Genomic DNA, 24,954 nt, shown 5'->3' with positions numbered 1-24,954 from the left:
CCCTCACGACGGAACGATGGGGTCAGGACGCGTTTTTCTTCTTCGTGTCCGGCCGCATGGAATGGTGTCGGTACAATTCGCGTTGCAGGGCTTGATACTCTTCAGGCCGCGCAGCAGGATCGTTTTCTTTCAAAGCATCTTTGAGATCTTGCAGGTGGTCTTGCCAGTCGCGCTGGGCAAGTCGGCCGAGCACCCCCGCAAGACAATCCTCCCAGGGAGCGGGCTGGGCATAATCGGGCAAGGGGGCCGGATCTCGCGGGAGGAGCAAGCCGGCGGCCAGAGCCCGCGTTGCCGCGTCGTCGAGACGCAGTGCAACCCGATCGAACGTGGGCGTCATCCCTTCGGCGTGCAGGTCGTAGCATGCCTGGAGGATTGCTCGCAACGGGGCGTCACGGATCGAAGCGACCGCCACCCGCGAGATCAACTGTCCGACCACATTCGGCTGGTTCAAAACAATTTCGAGGAGCTCGCGACCGATGGGGTCGAGATCCGCCAGGCGGATCGGGACGACCGGCGGCGCCGGGGCCGTTCCCTCGGCCGAGGTCATCGCCACTTCGGGCAGGGCCCGGTTTCGGGCTGCGGCTGAGGAGGCGGCGGACGCGGCCGCCATGTGCAGCCGCTTCAGCGATTGTTTCAAGACGTCTACCGGGACGCGAAGTCGCCGGGAGAGTGTGTCGAGGGCGCGGGCGATCTTGATATCCATGCCGATCCGGGACGACTTCGGCACTCGTGCCAAGATCGAGAGGACCCATTCTGCCGCCCGCCGCGCATCCTCGAACGAGTTGAGATCGAACCGTGATTCCGCGCGCCGGATGGCAAAGGCCATCGGGTCGACAGCCTGATCCACCAGGGCCCGGAACGCATCCGCTCCTTCGGCCAGGAGAAACTCACAGGGGTCGAGCTTGGACGGAAGAGTCAACACGCGGACGTCTACCTCATGGGCCAGGAACAACTCAAGGCTGCGGTCGGCGGCCGACTGTCCCGCGTCGTCGCCGTCGAAAATCAGGACGACCCGGTCGGTGAGTCGGCGGAGCATCAGGACATGGTCGTCGCCCAAGGCGGTGCCGAGGGTGCCAACCACATTCCTCAAGCCCACTTGGTAGGCTGCAATCACGTCGGTATAACCTTCGACGACCGCCACCCAACCCATCTCGCGAGCCGGGGCCAACGCGAGATCTGCCGCATAAAGAATCTTACGCTTCTGAAACAAAGGTGTTTCGGGGCTATTCAAGTATTTTGCGACATTTTTCCCCGCAGCGACCAAAGAACGTTCCACTTGGGGCAGAATCCGACCACCAAAACCAAGGGTTCGCCCTCGAAGGTCGTGAATCGGGAACATCAGTCGGCCGCGAAACCGTTCGCGAGTCAGGCCGGGAGACTCCTTAGATCGAACGACAAGGCCCGCTCGCTCCAGAAAGTCAATAGAAATTCCTTCTTTGGCGGCACGGGTGGTGAGCCAGTCGCGTCCATCAGGAGCGTAGCCCAAGTGGAATCGAGCCACACTCTCCGCGTTGATCCCCCGCTCATCGACGTAGCTCAAAATGCCGGAATCGCGTGCCAGTGCCTCGCCGTATTGCTTTTGGGCCCACTCGTTAACCGCGAGCAGGTCTCGCTTGGTCGGCCCTTTCGGGCCCGTTCCGGCGGGTGCGGATTCCAGAGTAACTCCAGCCCGTTCGGCCAGCATGAGGAGTGCCTCGGGGAAATCCACCCGCAAATAATCCTTGACAAAGTCGAAGACATCACCCCCGGCGCCACAACTCCAACACTTGAACGATTGCCGTTCAGGGTTGAGCTCCAGCGAGGGATTGTGATCGTCGTGAAACGGACACAAAACCTTAAATTTTGAACCGGAACGATGCAGAGGAAGGTATTCACCAACGATTGCGACGATGTCTACCGCCTGTTTAATGGCGGTCAGAGTCGCTTCGGAGTATCGGGGCACCGAGATCTCCTCTACGAGTCCTCAGGCCCGGGTCCAAGGTGATCGCAGACACGGTAGGTTTGATGATTGCCCGCTCCCGAACGAGCCTCGCTCCGTGCTGTTCTTCGTCGGCTGTCGGGGGAATTATAGCCCCCATCTGAAATACGGTCAAGTTTTTCGGAAGGTTGAACGACAGTAACCGGTCATTCTAACCTGGCATGATTTTAGCAGTTAGGGCTACTGACTCGTAAACTCGCCTCCCCAGCTTGCCTGATCCTTTCAGCCGACCTGACTCGACTCTTGACAACGGGATCCCGCTCGTTCCTCGGGATTCCCTCTTCATAATCCCTTACCTGGATTCTCGTTCGAGTGACGCGGCTCAAAAACCCCTGTCCCGCAAACCAGGTGTCCAAGTCAAGGGCGATGGTGCGGATTGGAGGCGGGTGTGGATCGGCCTGGTCGAAATCCCAAAAATAAATAAGGCGAACGCCGCCCAGCGTCTCCTGAGCATGGCGCCGCCCGCCGTTAGGATTTTGATCCGGCGCCCTGGGCGCTCAGCCTGGAATTGTGCTTGCCCGTGCCCCGCCCTCGGGGAAAAACGAGGGAAAGGGACGGGCCAGCGGAGTGAGGGGGCAATCTATCGGTGGACTATCGGTCGATCGATCAGCGTCTGGGGATGGGGATGTTGCCCATGTTGATGGTGACGGAGCCGGTCTGGCCATCGGGAGTCTGGACCACGAGGGGTAGGCCCAATTCGGGGTTGAGGGCGGCGACGGCGGCGTCGTATTCCGCCTTGGTGTGAACCGGGGTGGGTCCGACGGCCAGGATTCTTAGGCCCGGACGAAGCCCCGCGCGTAACGCAGGGCTTTCCAGGACGACCTGGTCGATCTCGAGTGAGCCGCCGCGGTTCTGGTTCTCCTCGCCGGGGATCTCACGGACCCGGAAGCCGTAGGAGGCCAGCACCGGAGCCCCGGGGAACTCGGCGATGGTCACTTCCACGACTTTCAGCTTGCCGTCGCGGTAGACGCCGATCGGGATGCGCACGCCGACCGCGAGGTCGGCTGTGAGTCGCTTGAGGCTGTCGGGATCCGAAACGTCCTTCCCGTTCAGTTTGACGATGACGTCCCCCGAGAGTAAGCCTGCTTTGTCGGCTGGCCCACCAGGCAAGACGGACTTGACGAAGGCCCCTTTGGCATCGGGGATTGCCATCGCACGAGCTCGGTCCGGCGTGAGAAGCTCCATGTTCACACCCACGAAACCGCGGATGACGCGCCCGTCCTTGATCAGGCTTTCCACGATCCGTCGGGCCATTGATGAGGGGATGGCGAGCCCGATTCCCTCGTTGCCCTGGCTCTGGTTCGACGTGTAAATCGCCGTATTGATCCCGATCACCTTCCCCGTCAGGTCGATCAAAGGTCCCCCGGAATTTCCCGGGTTGATCGCGGCGTCGGTTTGGATGAACGATTCATATTCGTTGATCCGGAGGTCATTGCGCTGAGTCGCCGAGACGATTCCGGCGGTGACGGTATGGTCGAGGGCGAACGGGCTGCCGATGGCGAGCACCCAGTCGCCGATATCGAGCTTGTCGGAATCGCCCCAGGACGCGGCCGTGGTCACTTTCCCGCTGATCTGGAGGACGGCGAGATCCGTCTTGGGGTCGGCCCCCACCAGCCGGGCGGTCAGCCGGGTTCCCTGGCTCAGGCGAACGACGATCTCGTTGGCATCTTTCACGACGTGATTATTGGTGACCACGAACCCCCGATCCTTGTCGATGATCACGCCCGAGCCGAGGCTGGCGTCCGCCATCCCGAGCGGGTCGCCCTGCGGTGCCTCTGGCGCACCCTGGCCACGCACCGGAAACCGCTTGGCTTCGACGCGAACCACCGCCGGGGCGGCCACGGCCGTGGCCATCCGGAACAGTTCCGAAGCGCGGGCGATAATTCCTGCCTTGTTCAGCTTCGCCAACGCTTCGGAGGCAGCGCGCGATCGGCCGGACTCCCAGGCGTAACCTGCATTCTCGGCAATATAAGGAACGCCGTAGACCAGGGAGGCCAAGAGGGTGAGGACGAACAGGATCAACAGGAACCCTCGCCTCACCGGCGGGGTCGTGGGGCGGGGAGGCGGCTCGTCGAGGCCAAAGTCTTGCGGGTCGAACGAGGCCATCGGCGCGTCTCTCCTAACGAAATATGAATTCAAGGCGAAACGGGATCGCTTCACCTTTGCCCTATATTTTGGGGGGTGGCCGGACCGAAAGCAACCCGCGGTCCCGCGTGTTCCGATTCCTTCGGACGCCTGAGCGTTGTTCAGGCGGAAAAGCGATCGGCAAGTTCACGGAATCGACTGAGCAAGGGATGCGGTCAAGTCACGCGAGTGATCCGCCCGCATCGGCGCTGATCGCGAAGAACGTGGAAGCATTCCCGCCTCACTTTCACGCGACCGAGGCGACCAATCTCGACCTTTATCTGCTTCACCCGGGGGAGGAGGCGTCGATGAGGGCGGGGGTCGTTTCTCGGCGGTTCGGAACTCTGGGGATCGAGCCTATCATCAGTTTGTGTTCATTGGAATCGGTGCGACGTCGGGTTCACTCAGTCCAGGTGTCCTTGCGTTCCCCCTACTGCCAATTGTGAATCGGGCTCACTTCGGTTACTTTCCCCCCACATGGGGCCTGTGTTGGGGGATCCCAAACTTGCAAGCGATCTGGTTTGGATCGAAGGATTTGACGAGTCCGGGCTCTCAGCCGGACTCTCGAAAGGTTGGCTCCGAGCCGGCGGTTGGGTTCAGTTTGAAAGGCTCCGCGTGACCATGATCGAACGCCTCCGCGCGAGTGATGGGTGGAAATTCTTCGGGGTTTTGCCGCAGGCAGATCGCACCCTCGCATTGGCTTGGTGGGTGGTGTTGATACTCCGCGGGATCCTCCCCGCCCTGTTCGCCATCGTCATTGGGACGCTCGTGGGTGCAGTCCAGCGGGGCCAGGATGTCGTAGGGCCCCTGGCACTGGTGGGTCTTGTGTTCGTCCCTCTCCAGATTCTGGCGCCCCTCCACAGAGCCATCGGCGCCAATCTCGGGAGCCGAACGGCCGCCTGGCTTTACGATCGCCTCATTTTGGCCTGTGTTCGGCCACCCGGGATGGGACACCTCGAGAATCCGAAACTTGCCAATGACCTCACGATGGCGCGGGACTTTGACCTTGGGATCAGCGGGCCTCCCATGTCGATATCCATGGATTTTATCGCCTCCGGGTTGATAGAAATGATCACAGGGCTGACCTCGGCCGTCATCCTGGTCGGGTATGCCTGGTGGGCCCCCTTGGTCGTTGGTGGTGGCTGGCTTTCCACCCACTGGCTGTTACGTGAGAGCGCCGTCTGGCGCGACCGGAATACCGAGGAAGTCCGCGATGCCCAGCGCCTTGCCGACTACGCCTACCGGCTTGCGGTCGAGCCCTTTGCCGCCAAGGAACTCCGACTCTTCGGTCTTGCCGACTGGACGGTGGATCACTTCCGTTCGATGCGGAGCCGCCTCGTCGAGCTCCGATATCAGGCCACGAAGCTTCGCGAACGTCCGGTGCTCTGGAGCCTCTTGATTGTCTTGGTCGCTAACACTGTGGTCCTTGGCTCGATGGCGATGGCGGCGGCTGACGGCACGCTCGCACTCGATCGGCTGGTGACCTATGCGAGCGCCGCGGTCACGACCAGCATGATCGCGTTCGGCGGCCTGTCCTGGGCGCTCGATAGCTCGTCCGCACCGGTCGGGGCGGTCCTCCGACTCAGGGACGCGATGGAACCCGCCGGGAGGTTGGCCCTGGGCCGGCAGCCGGCCGTTGGGGTTCCTGCCCGTGAGATCCGGTTTCGCGACCTCACGTTCGCCTACCCGGGCACGGACCAGCCGGTCCTCGAGGGCTTTGATCTCACGATCCCGGCCGGGACATCCCTTGCAATCGTCGGCCAGAACGGGGCCGGCAAGACGACCCTGGCCAAGCTGCTCTGCCGGCTCTACGATCCCCAAGCCGGTGGTATCGAAGTCGACGGCGTGGACCTTCGCACGCTCGACCTGGATGCGTGGCGGTCTCGGGTGACCGCCGTGTTCCAGGACTTCATTCGTTTCGAACTTCCACTTCGCGACAACGTGGCCCCCGCCGGTGCCCCCGACGAACTCATCCGCTGCGCCCTGGCGGATGCCGGTGCGGCAGGGCTTGCCGATCTCGACACCGTGTTGGCCCGAGGCTATGAGGGGGGCACCGACCTTTCCGGCGGACAATGGCAACGGATCGCACTCGCCCGTGCCCTGTGTGCGGTCAGGCTTGGGGCGGGTTTGGTGCTACTCGATGAGCCCACCGCGCAACTCGACGTGCGTGGTGAGGCCGAGATCTTCGAGCGGATTCTCGCCGCGACGCGACAGACCACCACAATCCTGATCTCTCACCGCTTCTCGACCGTAAGGCATGCTGATCGGATCTGCGTCCTCGAATCCGGTAAGGTTGTCGAACTCGGCACGCATGAAGAGTTGATGGCGGCCGGTGGCCGCTACCACACCATGTTCGAGCTTCAAGCCTCGCGTTTCGGATCCGACGACGCTGAGGAGGAAGGGGTCAGTTACGATGTCCTCGCCTGATGCCCCTATGCCCCCGGCGTTGTCTTCGATGTGGCGTGCCCTCAAACGCGGGTACGAGGCCGAGCCGCGGCTCCTCGTCGTGGCGTTTGGCCTGGCTCTGCTTGCGGCATTGCCTGACTCACTGATGGCGCTCTGGTTCAAACTGCTCACTGACGGGGTTCTGGCTCATCAGCGCGGGGTCGTGCTGGGGGCGGCGGCCGGTCTCGGCGCCTCGGCCACCGCAACTTGGTTCCTGCGGGTGATGAGCGACCGCACTCAGCGGCGGTTTCGCGACCAGGTCACCATCGCCCTCGAGTCTCATGTAGCGCGGCTCCAGGCGTCGGTGGTTACGGTCGAGCATCACGAACGCCCCGAATACCTGAATCGGCTCGCTGTGCTCCGCGACCAGGTTTTTGTGCTCGATCACATGTACATGTCGCTTTTCTCGACGTGTGGGTGGATCTTGCGACTGGGAGTGACCGTCGCGTTACTGATGTCGATCCACCCCGCGCTCGTACTGCTCGTCCTGTTCGCCTTGCCCACCGTGGTGAGCTCGACGTGGAGACCTGGTGTGGAACGTGCGGCCGAGGAACAGGGTGCACCGGCGAACCGGCTGGCGCGGCACTTGTTCGTCACGGCCACCACGGCTCCGCCCGGCAAGGAAGTGCGGGTGACCGGCATCGGCGATCGATTGGTGGCGGATCGCCGCGCGGCCTGGGAACGCTGGTACGGGCCGGTCGCCAAGGCGCGGTGGGGGAGTGCCTTCTGGCATATGCTGGCGTGGGGGATCTTTGGCGCTGGGTTTCTCGGTGCCGTTGCGTTCGTCTCGTTGGGAATCCGGGCGACTCCGGGTAATGTGTTGCTCGTGCTTGCGGCCGGCTCGCGACTCTCGGCATACATCGGCGCCACGGTGGGAGAGATCGGTTTTCTCCGTGGATTCTGGCTCGATGGGTCACGGCGGATGGCCTGGCTCGAAGACTATGCGGCCGCCATGATCGAACGCTCCGACACGCCAGTGCCGGTCCGGCTCAGCCACGGGATTCGCTTCGAGCATGTCTTTTTCGCCTATCCGGCGACCGAGCGCCTTGTGCTCGAGGACATTCACCTGGACCTCAAGCCGGGCACCGTGGTGGCCATCGTGGGAGAAAACGGCGCAGGCAAGTCGACACTCGTGAAGCTCTTGTGCCGGCTCTACCAACCGACGAGCGGGCGCATCCTGTTGGATGGACTTGAGCTCGCACGCATGCCTGCCGATGAGTGGCGGTCTCGGCTTGCCGGTGCGTTTCAGGATTTCTTTCGGTTCGAATTCAAGGCTCGCCGGACCATTGGCATTGGTGATCTTTCTCGACTTGACGATGAACCCGCAGTGGTGACCGCGGTCGACCGCGCAGGCGCGGAGGATGTCGTGGCTCGCCTCAAGGCGGGCCTTGAGACCCAGCTCGGCCCAACCTGGGCCGAGGGGGTCGAAGTTAGCTTCGGACAGTGGCAAAAGTTCGCCTTGGCCCGCGGTTTCATGCGTGATCACCCCCTCCTTCTCATCCTTGATGAGCCGACCGCCGCGCTCGACGCCGAGACTGAGCACGCCCTCTTTGAGCGTTACGCCGCCGCGGCGCGTGCCGGGAGATCGAACGGCTCCCAGGGGGCGGTCGATGGCCGCATCACGATCCTCGTCTCCCACCGTTTCAGCACCGTACGGATGGCCGACCTCATCGTCGTGCTCGACGGCTCGCGTGTGGCGGAGGTCGGTGCCCACGAAGAGCTCATGGCGAAGGGGGGCAAATACGCGGAACTTTACGGAATCCAGGCGTCGGCGTATCGGTAGGGATCTTTGAGCCGGTGCGTTGGAGCGTCGTCCCCTTCGGTCCGAGAAGTTGATCGGAGTTGAGCATGATCACTGGATTGTACGGGCTGATGGGCATTGACGCGCTGACAGCCCGTGGCATTGCGTGGGCGGTTGCGATCTTCGTGGGTCTCTTCTTAGGAAGCCTCGCCGTCGTGATGGTGCTGCTTGTGAAACTGCCGGCGACCTATTTCCTGGATAGCCACCCGCGCGAGGGGTGGGGGGGGCAGCATCCGGTTGTCCGCTGGGCGGTCCTGGTTGTGAAAAACCTTCTCGGGGCCGTGCTGGTTGGGGTCGGGATCGTGATGCTCGTGACTCCCGGCCAGGGTGTGTTGACCATGCTGATCGGCATCATGCTCCTGGACTTCCCTGGGAAGCGCCGTCTTGAAAAAAAGCTGATCGGCCGGCCGACGGCGCTGCGGGCGATCAACCGCTTGCGGGCTCGCTTTGGCAAGCCACCCGTTATCCTGAATTAGGCTTTCGCACCCAGGTCGGTCCGACGGCCCAGTACGGTTTTGCGGTCTCCGCCTGCCGTGCCGCAGGGCAATCAATCAAAGGCAGGTCGTACCCCAAGCGGGGCCGTCGGTGGGACGGCACGCGATATTCTGCTGGCCGAGATCCATGCGGCACTTTGGGCCGAACTCGACACCTTCGCCGCCCTTGGACGGTGTGACCGCGGAGGTGCCCCGCGCAACGACATCTCGGGGGCGCCGGCGAACGGGCATCCCCCGAGAAATCGTTTCTGGTGGATCGACCGATGATCGATGGCTCACCACCAACTGGCTGAATATCGCGGACCTCCAGCACTGGAAGCTCAGCTCGGGCCTATCGAGCGTGAACGCGAATTCGCCCGTCAGATCCGATGCGGGGCGCCTTCGATTCCGGATCGCATTGAAGCCACTCCCAACGGTCCAATCTGTGGGAATCGGGCCCCTGGGATACTCGTTTGAGACCGTTGGCTGATGCCCACCGGGTGTGATCGAGTCACCGCTGTCCGAAGGTACGGAATTTGCGGGTCTTGGCGGTCCAAACTTGAGTCGGAGAGATCGGGGGACGCGATGATGTGGTCTTTCGCCTGGCTAAACCTGATCACACGGCCGACGCGGACGGCCCTGGCGGTCCTTGGACTTACGATTCCAGTGCTGGCATTCCTTGGGCTGTTCAGCCTGTCGGGGGGCATCCGTCACCTGATGGGCGACACCCTGGCGAGCATGGATAACCTGATGGTCCTCAGCGCGAACGCCCCGGCGCCTGTGTTCAGCGACCTGCCGCCCGGAACCGGCGATGCCTTGCGGAAGGTGCCCGGCGAAAGTGATCGCCGCGGAAGTCTGGAAGGTGGCCCCGCCGATCGACGGCCACGGCGGAACAGGTCTGGGCGGTGTCGCGTTCAACATGCTCACGAAGCCGAAGGACCAGGGCCTCAACGGCCTCCTCAACTTGATCGCCGTCGAGGGGCAGGACATCCGCGAGCACGCGAAACTCAAGAACGCGACGATCCATCGTTCGATCCTACCGGCCTCAAAAGGCGGGGGCAGGATGCTCAACGAGTCGGACGCAGGCAAACCACATATCGTGATTAGCACAAAGATTGCCCGCGACTCTCCCAATGCCGACGGCTCGCCGAGGAAGGTTGGCCAGACAATGCGGCTCGGCAGCCAGGACTTCACGATCGTCGGCCTCTATAACACGGGCTCGCTCCTGGTCGACTCGACGATCGTGATGGATATCGGCATGGCCCGTACGTTGTTCGGCCTCGGCTCGAACGCTGTGTCGACTTATAACCTGGAGCCAGCGGACTCCGCTCAATCCGATGCGTTGGCCGAGCGGATCTCGCGGGCTGTGCCAGGAGTCCGGGTGCAGCGGATCTCCCAGTTCAACCTGACGGTCGGCGCGATCATGGGGCGGCTGGATCTGTTCCTGCTCCTAGCCGTCGCGCTGGCGGTGCTCGTCGGCGGAGTGGGCATCGCCAACACGATGCTGATGAGCACGTCGGAGCGCTACGTCGAGTTCGGAGTGATGCGCACTAACGGGTGGACGCGCCGGAACGTACTCTGCTTGGTGACGGCCGAGAGTGCGCTTCTGGGTCTGCTCTCCGGGTTGATTGGCGCGGGGTTGGCGACGGCCGGGGTGCTCACCATTAACCGATTCCTCGACGGATTCGCACTTGAGCTGCGCCCCGGGCTAATCGCCGTGAGCCTCGCCGCGGCCCTCGTGACCGCGACCCTGTCGGGCCTGTACCCTGCGTGGAAGGCTTCGCGGATGACCCCGATGGACGCGATCCGACACAGTTTGACCTGACAAGACGTCGGGCATGCCAGAGGCCCCCTTCGCTCTCCTCCCCCCGCGGAGTGGAGCGGCGACCAGGACGATGCCACTAACACCCAGTTCTTGTGGAGCCATTGTCGTGATGATTGAGGCCGATGACGTCCGGAAGACGTTTCAAAGCGGCGATGAGGTTGTCGAGGCGCTGCGGGGGGTGACGTTCCGGCTGCCGGCCGGGTCGTGCACGTTCATCGTCGGCCCGTCCGGGTCGGGCAAGAGCACTCTGCTGTATCTTCTCGCTGCGCTCGACTTGCCCACATCGGGGACGATTCGCGTGGCCGACCATGACATCACGGCCATGTCGGAAGCCGGGGGCGACGACTTCCGACGCAACCGAGTGGGATTCGTCTACCAGACTTTCAACCTGATCAGCAACCTCACCGCGGTCGACAACGTATTGCTCCCCTACTTCCCGCTCGGCGTCACGCGCGAGCTCCGAGCGAAGGCGCATGAACTGCTCGAGGAGGTCGGCCTGGGGCACCGGATGAAGCTGCGCCCGAGGCAGATGTCCGGCGGCGAGCAACAGCGGGTGGCGATCGCTCGGGCCCTGATCAAGGACCCGCTCGTGATCTACGCCGATGAGCCGACCGGCAGCCTCGACCGCGCCGGCGGTAGCCGCATCATCCAGCTCTTGCGCGATCGCCAGCAGGCGGCGAACCGAACCCTGGTCATCGTCACTCACGACCACCGGTTCATCAGCGGGGACGACCTCGTGCTGGAGATCGAGGATGGCCGTATCAAGGGCGAGCCTTCCCCCACGCCAAACCCCGCGGGCGCAGCGACGTAAGCAGAGTATGTCTCGGTGTCACGTCCTCAAGCAGAAAATTGGTAACGTGCTGTTGTCTTTGGAGTTATGGATTGTGAAAATGTTGTATTTTAGTAATGTGCAATTGTGGTCTTGTGTAATATGCCATTCGGTTTATCGCCGATTTTCCGCCAATCGCCGGCTTCGTCGAGACCGGAGGTGGTATTTCAGGCCGGTGGCGAAGAAGCAGAGTCCCGCGACGACGCCGTAGATGAGGGGAGCGAATCGGGGGAATCGAGCCATCGGGACGATCGTGAGGAATGTCAGGGCCGCCTGGACATAGTAGCTTCCCGAGAGGATGCCCCCTTTGACCAGGAAGAGCGCTCCGTTCATCACGGCGATCATTGGCGCGAGGGTCAGGACAGGTAAGTCGAGGAGCCATTCGACCAGAAAGATCAGGTTGATGCCGATCACGCCGGCGCCCCAGACGTGGGCGAGTTGCCGCTCGACGAAGGCGATCGGACCACCACGCCTCCGGAGTGCCCAGAACAAGGCTGCCCAGGCCCCGAGGCCGACGGTGAAAATCGCGACATAGGGCCAGCGTGCGGAGACGTTCCGCCAGACCAGCCAGTTGGTCAGTCCGAAGAAGACGATCAGGGCGACACTGTGGCAGATCCAGATCATTCCCCAGTTCTCGAGGACGGCCGCGTGATGCGTTTCGCCCAGGAGCCGGGCCGCCAGGGCGCGGAGGGTCGTGGAACGAGCCGAGACGGGTTCACCGGCCAGGAAGGCATCGAGGTCGTCACCCAGAGCGGCCGCGGTCGCATAGCGGAGACTGGGAGGCTTTTGAAGACATTTTAAAGCGATCATCTCGAGGTCGGCGTTGACCTTTGGGTTCAGGAGGCGGGGAGGGACCGGGTCTTGCTCCAGCAGGAGGAGCACTGTATCGAGCGGCGAGGGGGCCTGGAACGGGGGGCGGCCGGTTAGCATCTGGTAGAGGATCGCGCCCAGGCTATATACGTCGCTGGCCGGACCGATCGGGCCCCAACTTCGCGACGCCTGCTCGGGTGACATATAACTTGGCGTTCCCAGGATGGCTCCACTCTGGGTCAGGCTGGTATCGACGTCGATCATTTTTGCCAGGCCGAAGTCACCGACATAAGGCTCACCGTCTCGGTCCAGCAGGATGTTCGACGGTTTCAGGTCACGGTGGAGCACCCCTTGAGAATGAGCGTGCTGAACGGCACGGCTGACCTGGACCAAGAGTTTCGCGGCCTCGATTGCGGTCATCGGGCCATCGGCCAGACGTTTCGCCAGCGTCGTACCGTCGATATACGTCATCACGAAGTAGGGCTGTCCTTCGTGCTCATCGACGTAGTGCAAGGGGACGATGTGCGGATGCGCGAGCTTCGCGGCCGCCGCGGACTCCGCGCGGAATCGGGCCAGGTCATTAACACCGGCGGACTCGCCGCGCAACAGGCATTTCAAGGCCACGATCCGGCCGTGTTCGAGCTCCAAAGCGCGATAGACGACCCCCATTCCGCCCCGGCCCAACTCCTCCAGCAATTGGTGGTTCCCGAGCCGCTGCATGCCCGATTCAATGAGCGCTGGGCGCTGCGTGAGGCTGGGGTAGGAATCGGAGGACCAGGCGGCGGTCGCTTCCGTTGGCGCGGCCAGATCTTCGGCAATCCTCGCCGTGGCCCAGAGTTCACGGAGCTCGGCCGCGAGTTCGGGGTGCCGTCGAGCCGCGCCTTCGATGTCGGGAACCTGTCCTTGCCGGAGCTCGTCTGTCAGCGATTGCAGCAACGCAACGAGCTGAGTCTCGTGCTCGGTCGACTCGGGGACGAGATGGTCACGATCCCGAGGAGAACGTGGCTCGCTCATGCGTTTCCCTTTAACGATGGCGACTCGCCCAGGATGGTTCGCAGCCGACGAAGTGCGCGGAGGTGCCGCATCCCGGCCGCCGCTTCGCTCACGCCGAGGTGCCGGGCGGCATCGCCGTTAGAAAGCTGTTCGAAGTGGCGCATCAGCACAATCTCACGGTCGGGTTCGTCGAGCTGGGTGAGCGCATCGCGAAAGCGTCGTTCCAGTTCGAGACGGAGGACGGCGGCCGCCGGGGTCAGGTTCGGGTCGCGGAGCTGCGCCGCCAGATCCATCGACGAGCGATCGACGAACGCGGGGGCGGCTAACGACTGCTCACGATCGAGGCTTCGACGCGCGGCGACTCGATGCCGCCGGTGCTCGTCGATCATATGGTCACGGGCAATGTGGCGAAGCCAGAGGTGAAACGGCATCGCGGGATTGCGCAAGTATTCTGACAGTCGTTGATTGGCTTTGAGCAGCACCTCTTGAACGACGTCGCTCGCGTCAACACGCCGTTCGAGCGCGCGGTCGAGCCGGTGAAGGATCATCCTCCGGAGCGGTTCGCGGTGTCGCTCCCAGAGTCGCTCCGTCGCTGAGGCACCCTCCTGTTCGACGCGATTCAGCAGGATCTGGGTCTCGTTTGCATCAGGCCACATGGTGCGGCTCGGACCGGTGTCGGTTCCTCGTCGTTTCGGTTCAGTATAACGTCCGGTTCCGGTCAGGTCAGGAGGCCCCAGCCATTGAGGCTCGAAGGCGCACGGATTTTTCTCGAAATCGAGTTAAGAAGGGGCTGGCGTCCCGGTTGGGAATGTGTGACCGGGGCCGAAACGATTGCCTTCTGAACTTCAAGCGGTTTGCGGCGTTCGCTCGTCGCAATCGGGGAGGACTGCAATGTACGTCGTCTACTCTTACGTCGCGTACCTGACGATCAGTATCGGGCTCACGATCTGGGTGGCCCGCACGCTCGTGAAAAACGGCCGTGTTTTCTTGATCGACGCGTTTCTGGAAAACGAAAGGCTCGCCGATTCGGTCAACCACTTACTTGTTGTTGGTTTCTATCTGGTCAATTTCGGCTACGTGAGCCTCGCGCTCAAATATGGCGATCGCCCGGTCGATTTGGCCGGGGCCATTGAAACGCTGAGCACGAAGGTGGGCGTGGTGTTGCTGGTCCTGGGAGGAATGCACTTCTTCAACCTCTACCTGTTCTCCAGGCTTCGCCGGCGCTCGATGCTCCGAAGTCAAAAACCGCCGGTCCAACCCGAGCGTTTCATCGAACCCGCTCGCGAATTCAGCCATTCCTGACCGTGGGGAAGAGGAGGAGCGGGAGAGTGAGTACTCTCTCGCTTTCGCTTGTGGGAGGGCTTCCGAATGCGACGTCTCTTCGTGCTCTATGACGACCGGTGTGGGCTCTGCACCTGGGCCCGGCGCTGGCTTACGCGGCAGCCGGCATTCTTGGAGTTCGTTTTCATTCCCAAAGGTTCGGCCTGGGCCTTGCGGCTCTTTCCCGATCTTTCGTCACCTGATTCGGTGGACGACCTCGTTGTCGTCTCCGACGTAGGCGGCGTCTACGGCGAGGCTCGGGCCTGGATCATGTGTCTCTACGCGCTGGTCGAATATCGCGAGTGGTCACTTCGCCTGGCGCAGCCGCTGCTCTATCCGCTCGCTCGTGAGACGTTCGCCCTGATCTCGACGGGTCGCCAGCGCCTGTCGGCGTGGCTCAACCTGGCGAGCGAGGCTGAAATCGCTGACGCGCTCCGACGTTTTCAAGGAACCGCTTGCGCGATCCAGGCTCCCGAAGCCCTCCATCCGTCGAACGCTCCTGCCGTCGATTGAGGCCGCGACGATCGCCCTGTGTTTCCCACTGAAGTGAGAAAATATGGATGCGGGGCCGTGCCTATCTCAACGATCGGAAATAGTTGATTGGTGTCATCTTGTAGGGTCACGAGGACGCGGTGAATGACGTCCTTGCCAGGGATGCCCCGGGGCAGGTCGAGGAAGCCTATCATGAGGTCATCCTTGAGCTTGGCCCAGCGGGCGATGGTGGTGGGCCGGCCGCGCTGGCGAGGACCGCCAGTACGGCCATGCCCCCTCCCACTTTTCCACCGTCGACACACCGTCGGAAGCGTGCAAAGTCAAGATAAGATTTAGTTTTAAGGGGATTCAGCTCCCACTTGCATCGTCCGAACAAAATTGAGATTATGCGTCGATTGTTTTGGCGGTTCCAACCACCAGGTTCCGGCAGGGGCGTTTCGCCGCGGCGAGAGTTGGTTTCGTCCCGGATCATCATCAGGTCGTGAGAAAGTTGACCCCGGCCACGGGCCGCGCGTTCTCCATGTTCAGAGCTCGATGATCCGCGTCTGATGAACTTGGTCGTTAGGCGGCTTCGAGCACCTTCACTCCTCGCAGGACTACTCCGCGCGAGGTGAAGTCGCCAACTCAAACCTGCCGTGAGGAGCGAGTCATGAGAGGACCGATTGTTGCCATCCTTGCCTTGAGCATCTTGACCCCTGCCGCGTTGGCGGAGGGCAAACGAAGCGAAGGGACTGACCTCACGAAAGTTGCCGATTTCCTCAGAGAGCATGTGGCTGGGAAATCACTGGAAACCAAGATCACCGAGAAGATCGACAACGGTAAGATTGAGGCCGTCTTTACACGCCGGTCTAGCATCATAAACGTCCTCAATTCACGGAACTCGCTTGTCTTCGATGAGATCGCGGTCATCGAACAGACCAATTTCGACCTTGATAAGGATGGCCGTCGGCAGATGCCAGGGCACAAGAAAGACCGCGCCTTGGTTCTCCGGTATGAAATCCGGCAGTCCAAAAGCACAGGGGCGTTGATTGGCACCTCCCGAGTCATCTCCAATTCTATTGATGACTCTCTGGGCTCGGCCCGAAGCGTCAGGGTCAAGTTCGAGGATGCAAAGCTGACCCTCCACGAAGTTTCAGTCGGGTACGATGACTACTTCGCTCGTGGTGACAGTTACAAACCAGGTGTGGGTGAGACACGGAGGGTCGTCTCACTGGTCGACGGGAAAGTGCGAATGACCGATGATTCGACGTCCTACGACGTTGATCCAGAGACAATGATCCGGTCTAACAAGATCCAGTACGGCACGTTGGTCGGCAGGGAAGCAAATTGATAGGTACGCGTCAATGCTTGGCCAATAACGGTGTCAGTCCCAGTCGGGGTGTTTGGTGGGTGTGGTTGCCGCCATCGTCGTGGTCCGGTCGGAACCGGCTTCGTCTTTTCACCACTCATTTGGCGGCGGAGCCTGAGACGTAAGCCTGCCTCTTGCCAACTCAATCCGCCGCTGCCCCCACTCGTTAGCTTGATATGCACATGAAGGAAATATCGTCTTCGAAGCGTTTTCCTCCTTGCTGCTCGCACGCGTGGGGAGCTACCATCGACCCTCAGGTCGGGGAATAGACGAGACCCAAGGGTTTGGCCCCGCCGGCTTCCTGTCTCTCCAGTTTGCGGATGTTTCCGCATCTGAGAAGCCCACGGGACATTTCGCACTGACGACAATTTACGCGTCGCTGAATTGTATCGAGCGGGCGATCGCCCCCGTCCCGACCTGGTGAAGTTCATCCTCTTTGAAGGATATAACCGAAGAAAAGGTCGAGAGTGCGTCCCAATATATTGAAACGCTTGCGAAAGTTTATGATTAGTCCACTACTAGACGAGAGCTTCGGCATGCGAGTGCTCAACCGTTGCGTAATCACATCGTGGTTGATTCGTTGCCTTGTCGGCGTACTGGCAACCAGCTTCTCGAGCCTGCCCCAAGGGAGCTGGGCTGACGAACCTGATTTGAACGCCCAGAAAAAGGCCTTGAGGAATGCCGAAGGGGTCGTACCGTTCCGCGGACGCTCCATCGATGTCATGGGCCAGTTAACGGCGTTCCCCTACGATGTCTATCGCTGGGAAGGCTCCTTGAGGCACAAGAAGCTGGTGTTCCTCGAACGTCGGGGAGGGAAACAGCTCGTATCCGTACTCGACCTCGACCGACCGGGGGAGTCGCCGGCGACGCTGGACCAGTCCCGGCTGGAGTGCGATCGTGATTGGTCACGCTCCCTGACATTCCATTGGAAAGTCCGGAAACGGGATGGCGTGGTCTTCCTCACAGCCGACGAGAACAACAACGAGGCCTTCAATCTCTACCGCCTCGACCCGGTGACCCGGGCCGCCCTCCGGCTGACCAACGTGGCCTACATCACGGACTTTAGTTTCAGCCCCGACGACTCGAAGATCGCGTATATCGAGCGCATGGGCAAAGAAGGGGAACGTTGCCGCCTGCACGTGCTGGAGTTGGAGACGCTGTCGGATCGTGTCGTGGCCGAGGACTCGCAGGCAGACCGCTTCACTTGGTCCAACGTCAGCTGGCAGCCCGAAGGCAAGGCACTTGTCCTGACCACCCTCCGGGACGGCGACCGGAATCGGGGCAATCTGACGTATGTCTCCCTTGCGGAGAAAGAAATCGTCCAGCCCCGGAACTTGACCGACCCCACCGTGCCCCGCACGTTCCCCGAGGCGCTCAAGCACTGGTACGACCCCGAGCAGGTCCTGATCAAGAGCAGCGAGTCGGGCGTGCAGAACATCTACCGGCTCAACGTACAGACCGGGCAACAGACCCGTCTGACGGATCTCACCGCGGATGTCGACTTCGCCGAGGTCACAACGATCGGATCGGTACGATACCTGGTCGTCAGCGTGCCCAGTCCTTTGGGAACGACCCTGTACCGCTATAACCTGTCCGAAGACCCGACTCGGCGCGAGACAGTCCTTGAATCATCATCAAATATTCACGTAATGGACTTGGACGGGGACCGAATTCTGGCGAAGAAAACGTCGGCAGTCGAGCCAATTCTCGTCGAGGAAATTACCTTGGCTGATGCGCCAGCCACGGCGCGGCGGCTTGCCGGCTTAACCGAGGAGGTCGAGCGGAAGGTCGTGCATTCGGAAGCCTTGCCGGTCCTCTTCGACACGTTCGAGGGAATCGAGATGCCCTTGCGAGGGCGCAAGTACCGCGGCAAGCTCCACGGGTTTCTGTATATGCCCAAGCATCCCCTGCCGCGAGAGCAACAGCTTGTGATGGTCCAGTCGTTCTACGGTGGGGAGAACCGGTTCGATCCGGACGTGCAAATCTGGTGTGATGCGGGTCTGTACGTCTTCAGCCCCGCGCCGCGAGGGAGTTCCTTGTTCACGTCGACATTCGAGCAGGCGAATGACGGGGACCTTGGCGGCAAGGAGACCGTGGATGTCATGCGAGGGGCGCAGTTCGTCAGCAAGAAGCTGGGGATCCCACCCTCTCGGGTGGGAGTGTATGGTCATAGCCACGGGGGATACGCCACGCTCCGACAGCTGACGTTCCCCGGGGCGGTGGACGGCATCCGGGCGAGCTTCGATTGGGGCTTCGGCGTCAGCATGTCTGGCTTCGCCAGCATCAAGAACGAGTACGATTTTAGCAACATCAAACAGTGGATCGTGAAGGAGGCAGGCGACCCTTCCCGGGCGGGCGTCCGCCAGCAATGGGAGGATCGCTCCCCCATCAACCATGCCGACCAACTCCGCGCTCGCTTGTTACTCATCCATGGGACGGCCGATGAGCGGGTACCGTACTCAGAAAGTCAATCGCTCTATGACCGATTGGTCACGCTTGGCAAGAAGCCTCAAGTCCGCTTGTTGCCCCTCGAAGGGACGGGGCACGTCTACACCTCCGATGAGGATCGATTCCGCGTCTACCGCGAGATTTTCGCATTTCTGGAATCCTTACCTTGATCGAAGGTAGACCGACAGTGTGTTTGTCATTTTCGTTGGAAGGAGCGTTGATAACCTCCCATTGAATGGTATCGAGAACGCCCCCAACCAGACGCCCACCCTGGCCCCGGACGGCAAGCGAAACATCCCAGGAGTGCAGTAGGCTCGGAGTAACGACTATTAGGCACTACATCACGTCGGTATCATTTGCATTGAGCCCGTCTTCCGTTTAAGGATTTCCGCCGGCCATCGGCGGGCGCCTGCACGACGGCGATGATCGCGCACCGCGCCCTCGGTGACGCCCACGTTCCGGGCCGTCTCGGACGCGGTCTGACCTTGCTGCGGTCTGACCTTGCTGCTGCAAGATTCCGATCGTCACGAACTGCTCCCTTGGGAGCTTCGCCACGGTGATGACTCTGAGCGGGCCTGGGATGTCCAGGCCCAGCTTGAAAGCCCTTGGCTCGCCTGTCGATGGATGTCCAGCACGGCGGGTGTGCTGAACCTCTATCCGGCTCGTAACGATTCGGGTTCGCTAACTCCCCGTTTTATGGGTTTGGTGACACCAAATGCCAGACCGGGAGTTATTTCACCGAGGTAGGTTGGTACGAATGGACTTCTTCAACCAGTGCGATCACGTGGTCAACGGGGGTGGTGGGCAAGATCCCATGTCCCAGGTTGAAGATGTGACCGGGCCGACCCGCCGCCTGATCGAGAATTCGCCTTGTCTGGCGCTGAATCTCAGGGATCGGTGCGAACAGCAAGGTGGGATCGAGGTTCCCTTGAACGCCGACCTTGGGGCCCAACCGGTTCCAGGACTGTTCGAGGTCGACACGCCAATCGAGCCCGATGACGTCGCCACCGGCGTCGCGCTGAAGTTCCAGGAGCGAGCCGGTGTCAGTCCCGAAGTGGATCACCGGAGTTTCGGGATCAAGGCCCTCGAAGAGTCGACGCATGTGGGGAAGTACGAACCGGCGGTAATCGTCGGGGCCAAGGTTGCCGACCCAACTATCGAAGATCTGGAGCACCTGGGCTCCCGCGGTGACCTGGGCGTTGAGATAGAGAATGGTCGCGGCGACGAGCCGTTCCATCAAGGCATCCCAGGCGCCCGGATCGCGATACATAAACGACTTGGCCTTCTCATAATGGCGGGATCCGCCTCCCTCGATCGCGTAGCAAGCCAGGGTGAAGGGAGCGCCCGCGAACCCGATCAGAGGAATTCCCGAAGGAAGCGCCGACCGGATCGAAGTCACCGCGCGGTAGACGTAATCGAGAGGTGACGGATCCTCCATCCATCGGATCCGATCGACGTCTTCCGCGGTCCGAACCGGGTTGTGGATGACCGGCCCTTCGCCCTTGGCGAATTCGAGGTCGAGCCCCATCGGCTCAAGGATCAGCAGGATATCCGCGAACAGGATGGCGGCATCGACGCCCAACCGTTCGGCGGCGGTCACGGTGACCTCGGTCGCAAGCTCGGGGTTCTTGCAAAGTTCCAGGAACGAAACCTTGGCACGGAGCTCGCGATATTCCGACATGTAGCGTCCGGCCTGCCTCATGAGCCAGACCGGTGTGACGTCGGTCGGTTCGAGGTGGCATGCCTTGAGGAATCGACTCTGTCTGAGCGTATCATTCATGGTGGATTGCGAGGCGGGGGTTGGCATGGGGATGTCGTCTGATGGATTTATTCGGTTGGCGGTCGCAAACTATCTTACGCCAGGGGTCGTAGAACTGGGAATGGAGGACGGGCGATCGGTCAGCAGGGGGTAGGCCCGCGTGGTTGTGGGGCGTACAATTTTAGTCGGATACGAGGAGCCTGCCTGAGTCGTTAATGAAAGAGCAACCCCCCCCCAACTCCGTGTCAATCAGGGAATGATAAATTCCACGTCTCGCCGGATGTTGCGGTTTGTTCCTTTTTTTAATAAGGGCTTGCGCTAAAAAAAATGCCCACTGCTCGGTCAGAGTGCAAGAAATCCAAGTTCTCGCTGTTTTTGGCCGCGTTTCGAAAGCGAGGACTCTCGTCGATGCTTCGACATGCGGCGTGACTTGATGAGTTGATAACGATGGACCGCGTCGATCCCAATACAGGACGGAATCAAGACCCCATTTCATACACCAACGGTCAGAGCGCCGAGGCCGCTCGACGGAGGATCCTTCAGCCGCCGCTTCGTGTTCCCCAGGGAAGTCGCGCGACCGAGGACGAGGAACTGCTCAATCGTCCGTTGCCCCCGTTCCCTCAGGCCCAGGCGCCGGAGCTGGCTGCGTTTACGCACACCGACCCCTGGCGCGTCTTGCGGATTCAGGGAGAGTTTGTCAACGGGATGGATGCCCTGGCCGAGATCGGCGCCGGGGTGGCGGTCTTCGGCTCGGCCCGATTCGGCGAGGACAACCCGATTTACGCGGAAGCACGCGCGCTCGGGGCCAAGCTGGTCGAGGCCGGCTTCGCCGTGATCACCGGCGGTGGGCCCGGTCTGATGGAAGCGGCCAATCGAGGGGCCTTCGAGGCGGGTGGAATCTCCGTGGGTTGTAATATCGAGCTTCCGTTTGAGCAGTCGGAGAACCGATATACAACGCTCTCGATCGACTTCCGCTACTTTTTTGTGCGGAAGACGATGTTCGTGAAATACGCCAATGGGTTCGTGATCTTTCCTGGCGGCTTCGGTACCCTGGATGAGTTGTTCGAAGCCTTGACCCTGGTCCAGACCCGGAAGATCAGCCGGTTCCCAATCGTCCTCTACGGATCAGCCTACTGGAACGGCTTGCTCGACTGGATCAAGGGAACTCAACTGGTCCATGGGGCGATCTCGCCCGAGGACATGAATCTGCTGATCGTCACCGACTCAGTCGATGAAGCCCGCGACGTGATCGTCGACTGTTATAATACACGTTGCTGGACGACCTGGAAGAAGTCGGAAGGGGCCAAACTCGACGCCGATCCGCCGGGGGCTCCGGCCACCGCAATTGACCCCACGAAGTCCGACGCGCAATAGTCGATCCGAGCCTTTGAAGCTGACCGTCCCACCGGCCCCGTCCTGACCCCCCGCCGCAGGAGCCATTGAGACATGACCGTCGCCCCCGATGTGACCGTACAGGACGCCGAGCCGTTTCACGCACTCGAGCAGACGCTGGGGGCCTCGGGGCCCCGGGCCGTGCTCGACCAATTGGTCGATCGACTCGCCGAGCGGGGGGAGTTTCGCGCTCTGTTGGATGCGCTCTTACTGCGGGCCCGCCATGAACTTGGACTTCCCTTGATCCAGGTTGGCTCACTCAGCGAACTGCCGGAGCCGGCTCGATCCCAGTACGAGGAACGCTATGTCGAGGCCATCCGATCGGTCGGCGACCGGCTTCTAAATGCGGGTGAGATTGCGTCCGCATGGCCCTACTTCCGGGCGATCGGCGAGCCTGAGCCGGTCCGTCGCGCCATCGACGCCTATCAAGCGATCGAAGGCGACGAGCAGATCAACCAGATCGTCGAGGTCGCCTTCAATCAGGGAGCCAATCCTCGCCGTGGTTTTGAGCTGATCCTCGAGCACTATGGGACTTGCTCGGCCATCTCGGCATTCGAGCATCTGCCTCCTGATGAGGCGACCCGCGTCGCTTGCTCCGATCGCCTGGTCCGACAACTCCATGATCATCTGGTCGCCAATCTTCGCGCGGAGATTGCCCAGCACGGTCAGCCACTGCCGCCTGACGGAAGCTTCATACCCGCGCTAATCGCGGGAAACGACTGGCTGTTTTTCGAGGACGCCTACCACATCGACATCTCCCACCTGTCGGCGACGGTGCGGCTGGCTCCGATGCTGACCGACCCGGAGACGCTCATTCGCGCGGCCGGGCTTTGTGAGTATGGCCGACGACTCTCCGAACGGCATCAGTATGAGGGAGAGGCTCCATTCGAGAAGACGTTCGATGACCACGCGGTCTACCTTGCCGCTCTCCTCGGTCAGGATGTCGATGCTGCCTTGGCTCATTTTCGCCAAAAAATCGACGCTCCCGAACCCGATCGGCCGGAAAATTCACTCCCGGCGCAGATCTTCGTCGGCCTCCTGGTGCGTCTCGGCAGGCTCGACCAGGCCATCGAGGTCGCGGCCGAGCACCTTGCGGGACTTCCAGAGTCCACCTTGGGCTGTCCGAGTGTTGCCCAACTCTGTCAGCGGGCCGGTCAGCCCGACCGGCTTGCTGCGATCGCTCGCAAGCAAGGAGATCTCGTCAACTTCACCGCCGCGCTTCTCCAGACAGCCCTCCCCACAAGCAGCCAGCCTGGTAGTGGTCACTGATCCGAATCTCGTCCCGCATCACCGCGTCTCGACTGGGTTTTAGGAAACTTACCGCGGCTTTTTCACGGGCCTGGTCGTTTTTTTGTGGCATGGTTGTTTGCGAAGTGATGTACGAGATGCGTGGCGACAGTCGTGGAGGTGCCGGTCAATGACACGCCTGAGATTGACAGTGACGGGCGTTGCCTTGACGGGCGTCTTGGTCGCCATGAGTTTGGCCGAAGAACCGGCGTTTGTGGCCTTGTTCGACGGACAGTCCTTGGCCGGATGGACGCTCGAGCACACCCAGCGCTTTATCGTGCGCGACGGAGTGATCGTCAACGATGGCGGCACGGGTTGGCTGCGGAGCGATAAGCGATATAAGAACTTTGAGCTCGAAGCGGAATATCGCGCGGTGAACAAAGGCTCGGATAGTGGTGTCTTCTTTCGAACGGCCACCGAAAGCTCACCCGATGATCCGCACTGGCCCGCGCGAGGTTACCAACTCCAAGTCAGCGACTCCGAGAGTAATTTCAAGGTGTTCGGCCATGGAACCCCTCCCCCCACCTCCGATCGAGACTCCGCGGCCTTGAAACAGGCGATGAAAGGAGCGGGGGAGTGGCAGCAGATTCGCTTGAGGGTGGTCGGGACGCGTGCCGAGGCGTTTTTGAACGGCGTCGCGGTCACGGTGTCTGATGCGATTGCACTTCCTGAGGGCCATATCGGCCTCCAGGCGGAACACGGGCATTTTGAATGGCGCAGTCTCAAGATTAAAGAACTTCCAGCCCAGTAAGGCTGGCCGTTTCGAGCTGAGATACCTATGGCACATTCACCGCAAGTTCCCGATGCGCGTGAGGTCGACCGGATCGAGGCCTTGGTGACGGTCAATGACCCGGCGAAGGCCGACACCTTTCTGCTCGAATGCTTACCCGGTACGACGTGGCGGGTTCAAATCCGGACAGCGGACGTCTGGGCGACCATTCGTGATCGAACGCCGTTGGGGTCCTTCGACGAACGCGTCTGCACCTGCCTGAGCCTGAGACTGGCGCGGCCGGTCCCGGTCGAGCCTGGTCTGCGATTCCAGATCATCGCCGAGGATGATGAGTCGTTGAGTGCCTCGGGCTTGGTGCGCCCTTGGGGCGGTTGAAGATCGCTATCGCAGTCCCTGGTGGGATACTTCCCTTCGGTAAGTTCTTGAATCCGCTGTCCCACCAAAACAACTTCATAAAAACTGTAAGCGCTCGGCAGTTGGTGCTTGTCTGAATCCGACGGAGGTCGCTCAAGGCCGCCAGGACATCCGAACTACCGGTTCGGGCCGTAAACTTCCTTATTCAGGCAGCGTTCTTTGCGGAGAACCTCGCGCTAGTTGCCGAGCGCTAGCCGTCTTTTTTTCAAGCATTGGATATTGCCGAAGTGTTCCGCTTTTGTGCGGACGACCACCTGGCAGATTCTTGGCGGCCGTGCGTTGGTCCCAGCTCACAGGGCGAGAGGCTTGACGTCCGGTTCGACGTCGTCCCAAGAAAGGCCCGCCTCGGCGAGTGCCTGGGCGGGCAGATCTTGGAATTGGCTAAGGAGGAAGTCGCGACCCCAATCTTCGTTCTCGATCGCGTCGAGAGGGGCAGATTTACGACGCCGAAGCGAACGGAGAGAATCTCGTACGCTTCGGCGACTC

General features: G+C 61.5%; 19 protein-coding genes. 14 read left to right on the top strand and 5 right to left on the bottom strand.

Going from position 1 to position 24,954, the window contains the following annotated elements; genetic code table 11:
- Window positions 1-22 precede the first annotated feature (22 nt).
- Both dnaG and V5E97_RS36380 read right to left on the bottom strand, forming a co-directional pair.
- Complete coding sequence (dnaG, locus tag V5E97_RS36385) at window positions 23-1,942, bottom strand: DNA primase (RefSeq protein WP_406696437.1); 1,920 nt, start codon at window positions 1,940-1,942, stop codon at window positions 23-25.
- 642 nt (window positions 1,943-2,584) lie between these two features.
- Complete coding sequence (locus tag V5E97_RS36380; RefSeq protein ID WP_406696436.1) at window positions 2,585-4,084, bottom strand: trypsin-like peptidase domain-containing protein; 1,500 nt, start codon at window positions 4,082-4,084, stop codon at window positions 2,585-2,587.
- A 639-nt stretch (window positions 4,085-4,723) separates the two neighbouring features.
- Here V5E97_RS36380 and V5E97_RS36375 point away from each other — a divergent pair.
- From V5E97_RS36375 to V5E97_RS36355, 5 genes are all read left to right on the top strand, one after another.
- Window positions 4,724-6,529, top strand: a complete 1,806-nt coding sequence (locus V5E97_RS36375; RefSeq protein ID WP_406696435.1) for an ABC transporter ATP-binding protein — start codon at window positions 4,724-4,726, stop codon at window positions 6,527-6,529.
- Window positions 6,516-8,330, top strand: coding sequence for an ABC transporter ATP-binding protein (locus tag V5E97_RS36370; RefSeq protein WP_406696434.1), 1,815 nt, complete (start codon window positions 6,516-6,518; stop codon window positions 8,328-8,330). Before V5E97_RS36375 ends, V5E97_RS36370 begins: the two co-directional genes overlap by 14 nt.
- Before the next feature lie 65 nt (window positions 8,331-8,395).
- Window positions 8,396-8,824 carry a PGPGW domain-containing protein gene (locus V5E97_RS36365; protein WP_406696433.1) on the top strand — a complete coding sequence of 143 codons (429 nt, stop codon included), beginning with the start codon at window positions 8,396-8,398 and terminating at the stop codon, window positions 8,822-8,824.
- 808 nt (window positions 8,825-9,632) lie between these two features.
- Window positions 9,633-10,646 carry an ABC transporter permease gene (locus tag V5E97_RS36360; protein WP_406696432.1) on the top strand — a complete coding sequence of 338 codons (1,014 nt, stop codon included), beginning with the start codon at window positions 9,633-9,635 and terminating at the stop codon, window positions 10,644-10,646.
- Between the two features lie 109 nt (window positions 10,647-10,755).
- Window positions 10,756-11,457 carry an ABC transporter ATP-binding protein gene (locus V5E97_RS36355; RefSeq protein ID WP_406701273.1) on the top strand — a complete coding sequence of 234 codons (702 nt, stop codon included), beginning with the start codon at window positions 10,756-10,758 and terminating at the stop codon, window positions 11,455-11,457.
- 132 nt (window positions 11,458-11,589) lie between these two features.
- On the opposite strand, the gene V5E97_RS36350 is transcribed toward V5E97_RS36355, so the two are convergent.
- A complete protein-coding gene (locus V5E97_RS36350) occupies window positions 11,590-13,299 on the bottom strand; it encodes a serine/threonine-protein kinase (RefSeq protein WP_406696431.1) in 1,710 nt (569 codons plus the stop codon).
- Window positions 13,296-13,934, bottom strand: coding sequence for a sigma-70 family RNA polymerase sigma factor (locus tag V5E97_RS36345; RefSeq protein ID WP_406696430.1), 639 nt, complete (start codon window positions 13,932-13,934; stop codon window positions 13,296-13,298). Before V5E97_RS36345 ends, V5E97_RS36350 begins: the two co-directional genes overlap by 4 nt.
- Before the next feature lie 235 nt (window positions 13,935-14,169).
- Between V5E97_RS36345 and V5E97_RS36340 the strand changes: the two genes are divergently transcribed.
- The 5 genes from V5E97_RS36340 (at window position 14,170) to V5E97_RS36320 (ending at window position 19,056) form a co-directional block, all read left to right on the top strand.
- Complete coding sequence (locus V5E97_RS36340; RefSeq protein WP_406696429.1) at window positions 14,170-14,580, top strand: hypothetical protein; 411 nt, start codon at window positions 14,170-14,172, stop codon at window positions 14,578-14,580.
- A 66-nt stretch (window positions 14,581-14,646) separates the two neighbouring features.
- Entirely contained in the window at window positions 14,647-15,111 is a 465-nt protein-coding gene (locus V5E97_RS36335; RefSeq protein ID WP_406696428.1) for a DCC1-like thiol-disulfide oxidoreductase family protein, read from the top strand.
- A 119-nt stretch (window positions 15,112-15,230) separates the two neighbouring features.
- On the top strand, window positions 15,231-15,419 hold the full coding sequence (locus tag V5E97_RS36330) for a hypothetical protein (protein ID WP_406696427.1): 189 nt from the start codon (window positions 15,231-15,233) through the stop codon (window positions 15,417-15,419).
- Between the two features lie 359 nt (window positions 15,420-15,778).
- A complete protein-coding gene (locus V5E97_RS36325) occupies window positions 15,779-16,420 on the top strand; it encodes a hypothetical protein (RefSeq protein WP_406696426.1) in 642 nt (213 codons plus the stop codon).
- A 554-nt stretch (window positions 16,421-16,974) separates the two neighbouring features.
- Window positions 16,975-19,056 carry a prolyl oligopeptidase family serine peptidase gene (locus V5E97_RS36320; RefSeq protein ID WP_406696425.1) on the top strand — a complete coding sequence of 694 codons (2,082 nt, stop codon included), beginning with the start codon at window positions 16,975-16,977 and terminating at the stop codon, window positions 19,054-19,056.
- A gap of 560 nt (window positions 19,057-19,616) precedes the next feature.
- Here V5E97_RS36320 and hemE read toward each other — a convergent pair.
- A complete protein-coding gene (gene hemE / locus V5E97_RS36315; RefSeq protein WP_406696424.1) occupies window positions 19,617-20,693 on the bottom strand; it encodes a uroporphyrinogen decarboxylase in 1,077 nt (358 codons plus the stop codon).
- Between the two features lie 399 nt (window positions 20,694-21,092).
- Between hemE and V5E97_RS36310 the strand changes: the two genes are divergently transcribed.
- The 4 genes from V5E97_RS36310 (at window position 21,093) to V5E97_RS36295 (ending at window position 24,429) form a co-directional block, all read left to right on the top strand.
- A complete protein-coding gene (locus tag V5E97_RS36310) occupies window positions 21,093-22,019 on the top strand; it encodes an LOG family protein (RefSeq protein WP_406696423.1) in 927 nt (308 codons plus the stop codon).
- 72 nt (window positions 22,020-22,091) lie between these two features.
- Complete coding sequence (locus V5E97_RS36305; RefSeq protein WP_406696422.1) at window positions 22,092-23,306, top strand: hypothetical protein; 1,215 nt, start codon at window positions 22,092-22,094, stop codon at window positions 23,304-23,306.
- Between the two features lie 148 nt (window positions 23,307-23,454).
- The gene (locus V5E97_RS36300) at window positions 23,455-24,075 is read left to right on the top strand and encodes a 3-keto-disaccharide hydrolase (protein ID WP_406696421.1); all 621 of its coding nucleotides are present in this window, start codon (window positions 23,455-23,457) and stop codon (window positions 24,073-24,075) included.
- Window positions 24,076-24,102: 27 nt separating this feature from the next.
- On the top strand, window positions 24,103-24,429 hold the full coding sequence (locus tag V5E97_RS36295; protein WP_406696420.1) for a hypothetical protein: 327 nt from the start codon (window positions 24,103-24,105) through the stop codon (window positions 24,427-24,429).
- Window positions 24,430-24,954: the final 525 nt, after the last annotated feature.

This window comes from Singulisphaera photorubra (assembly GCF_045290345.1).
Classification (GTDB): Bacteria; Planctomycetota; Planctomycetia; order Isosphaerales; family Isosphaeraceae; genus Singulisphaera.
The sequence above is the reverse complement of the archived record's forward strand: the minus strand, read 5'-3'. Positions and strand labels throughout refer to the sequence as shown.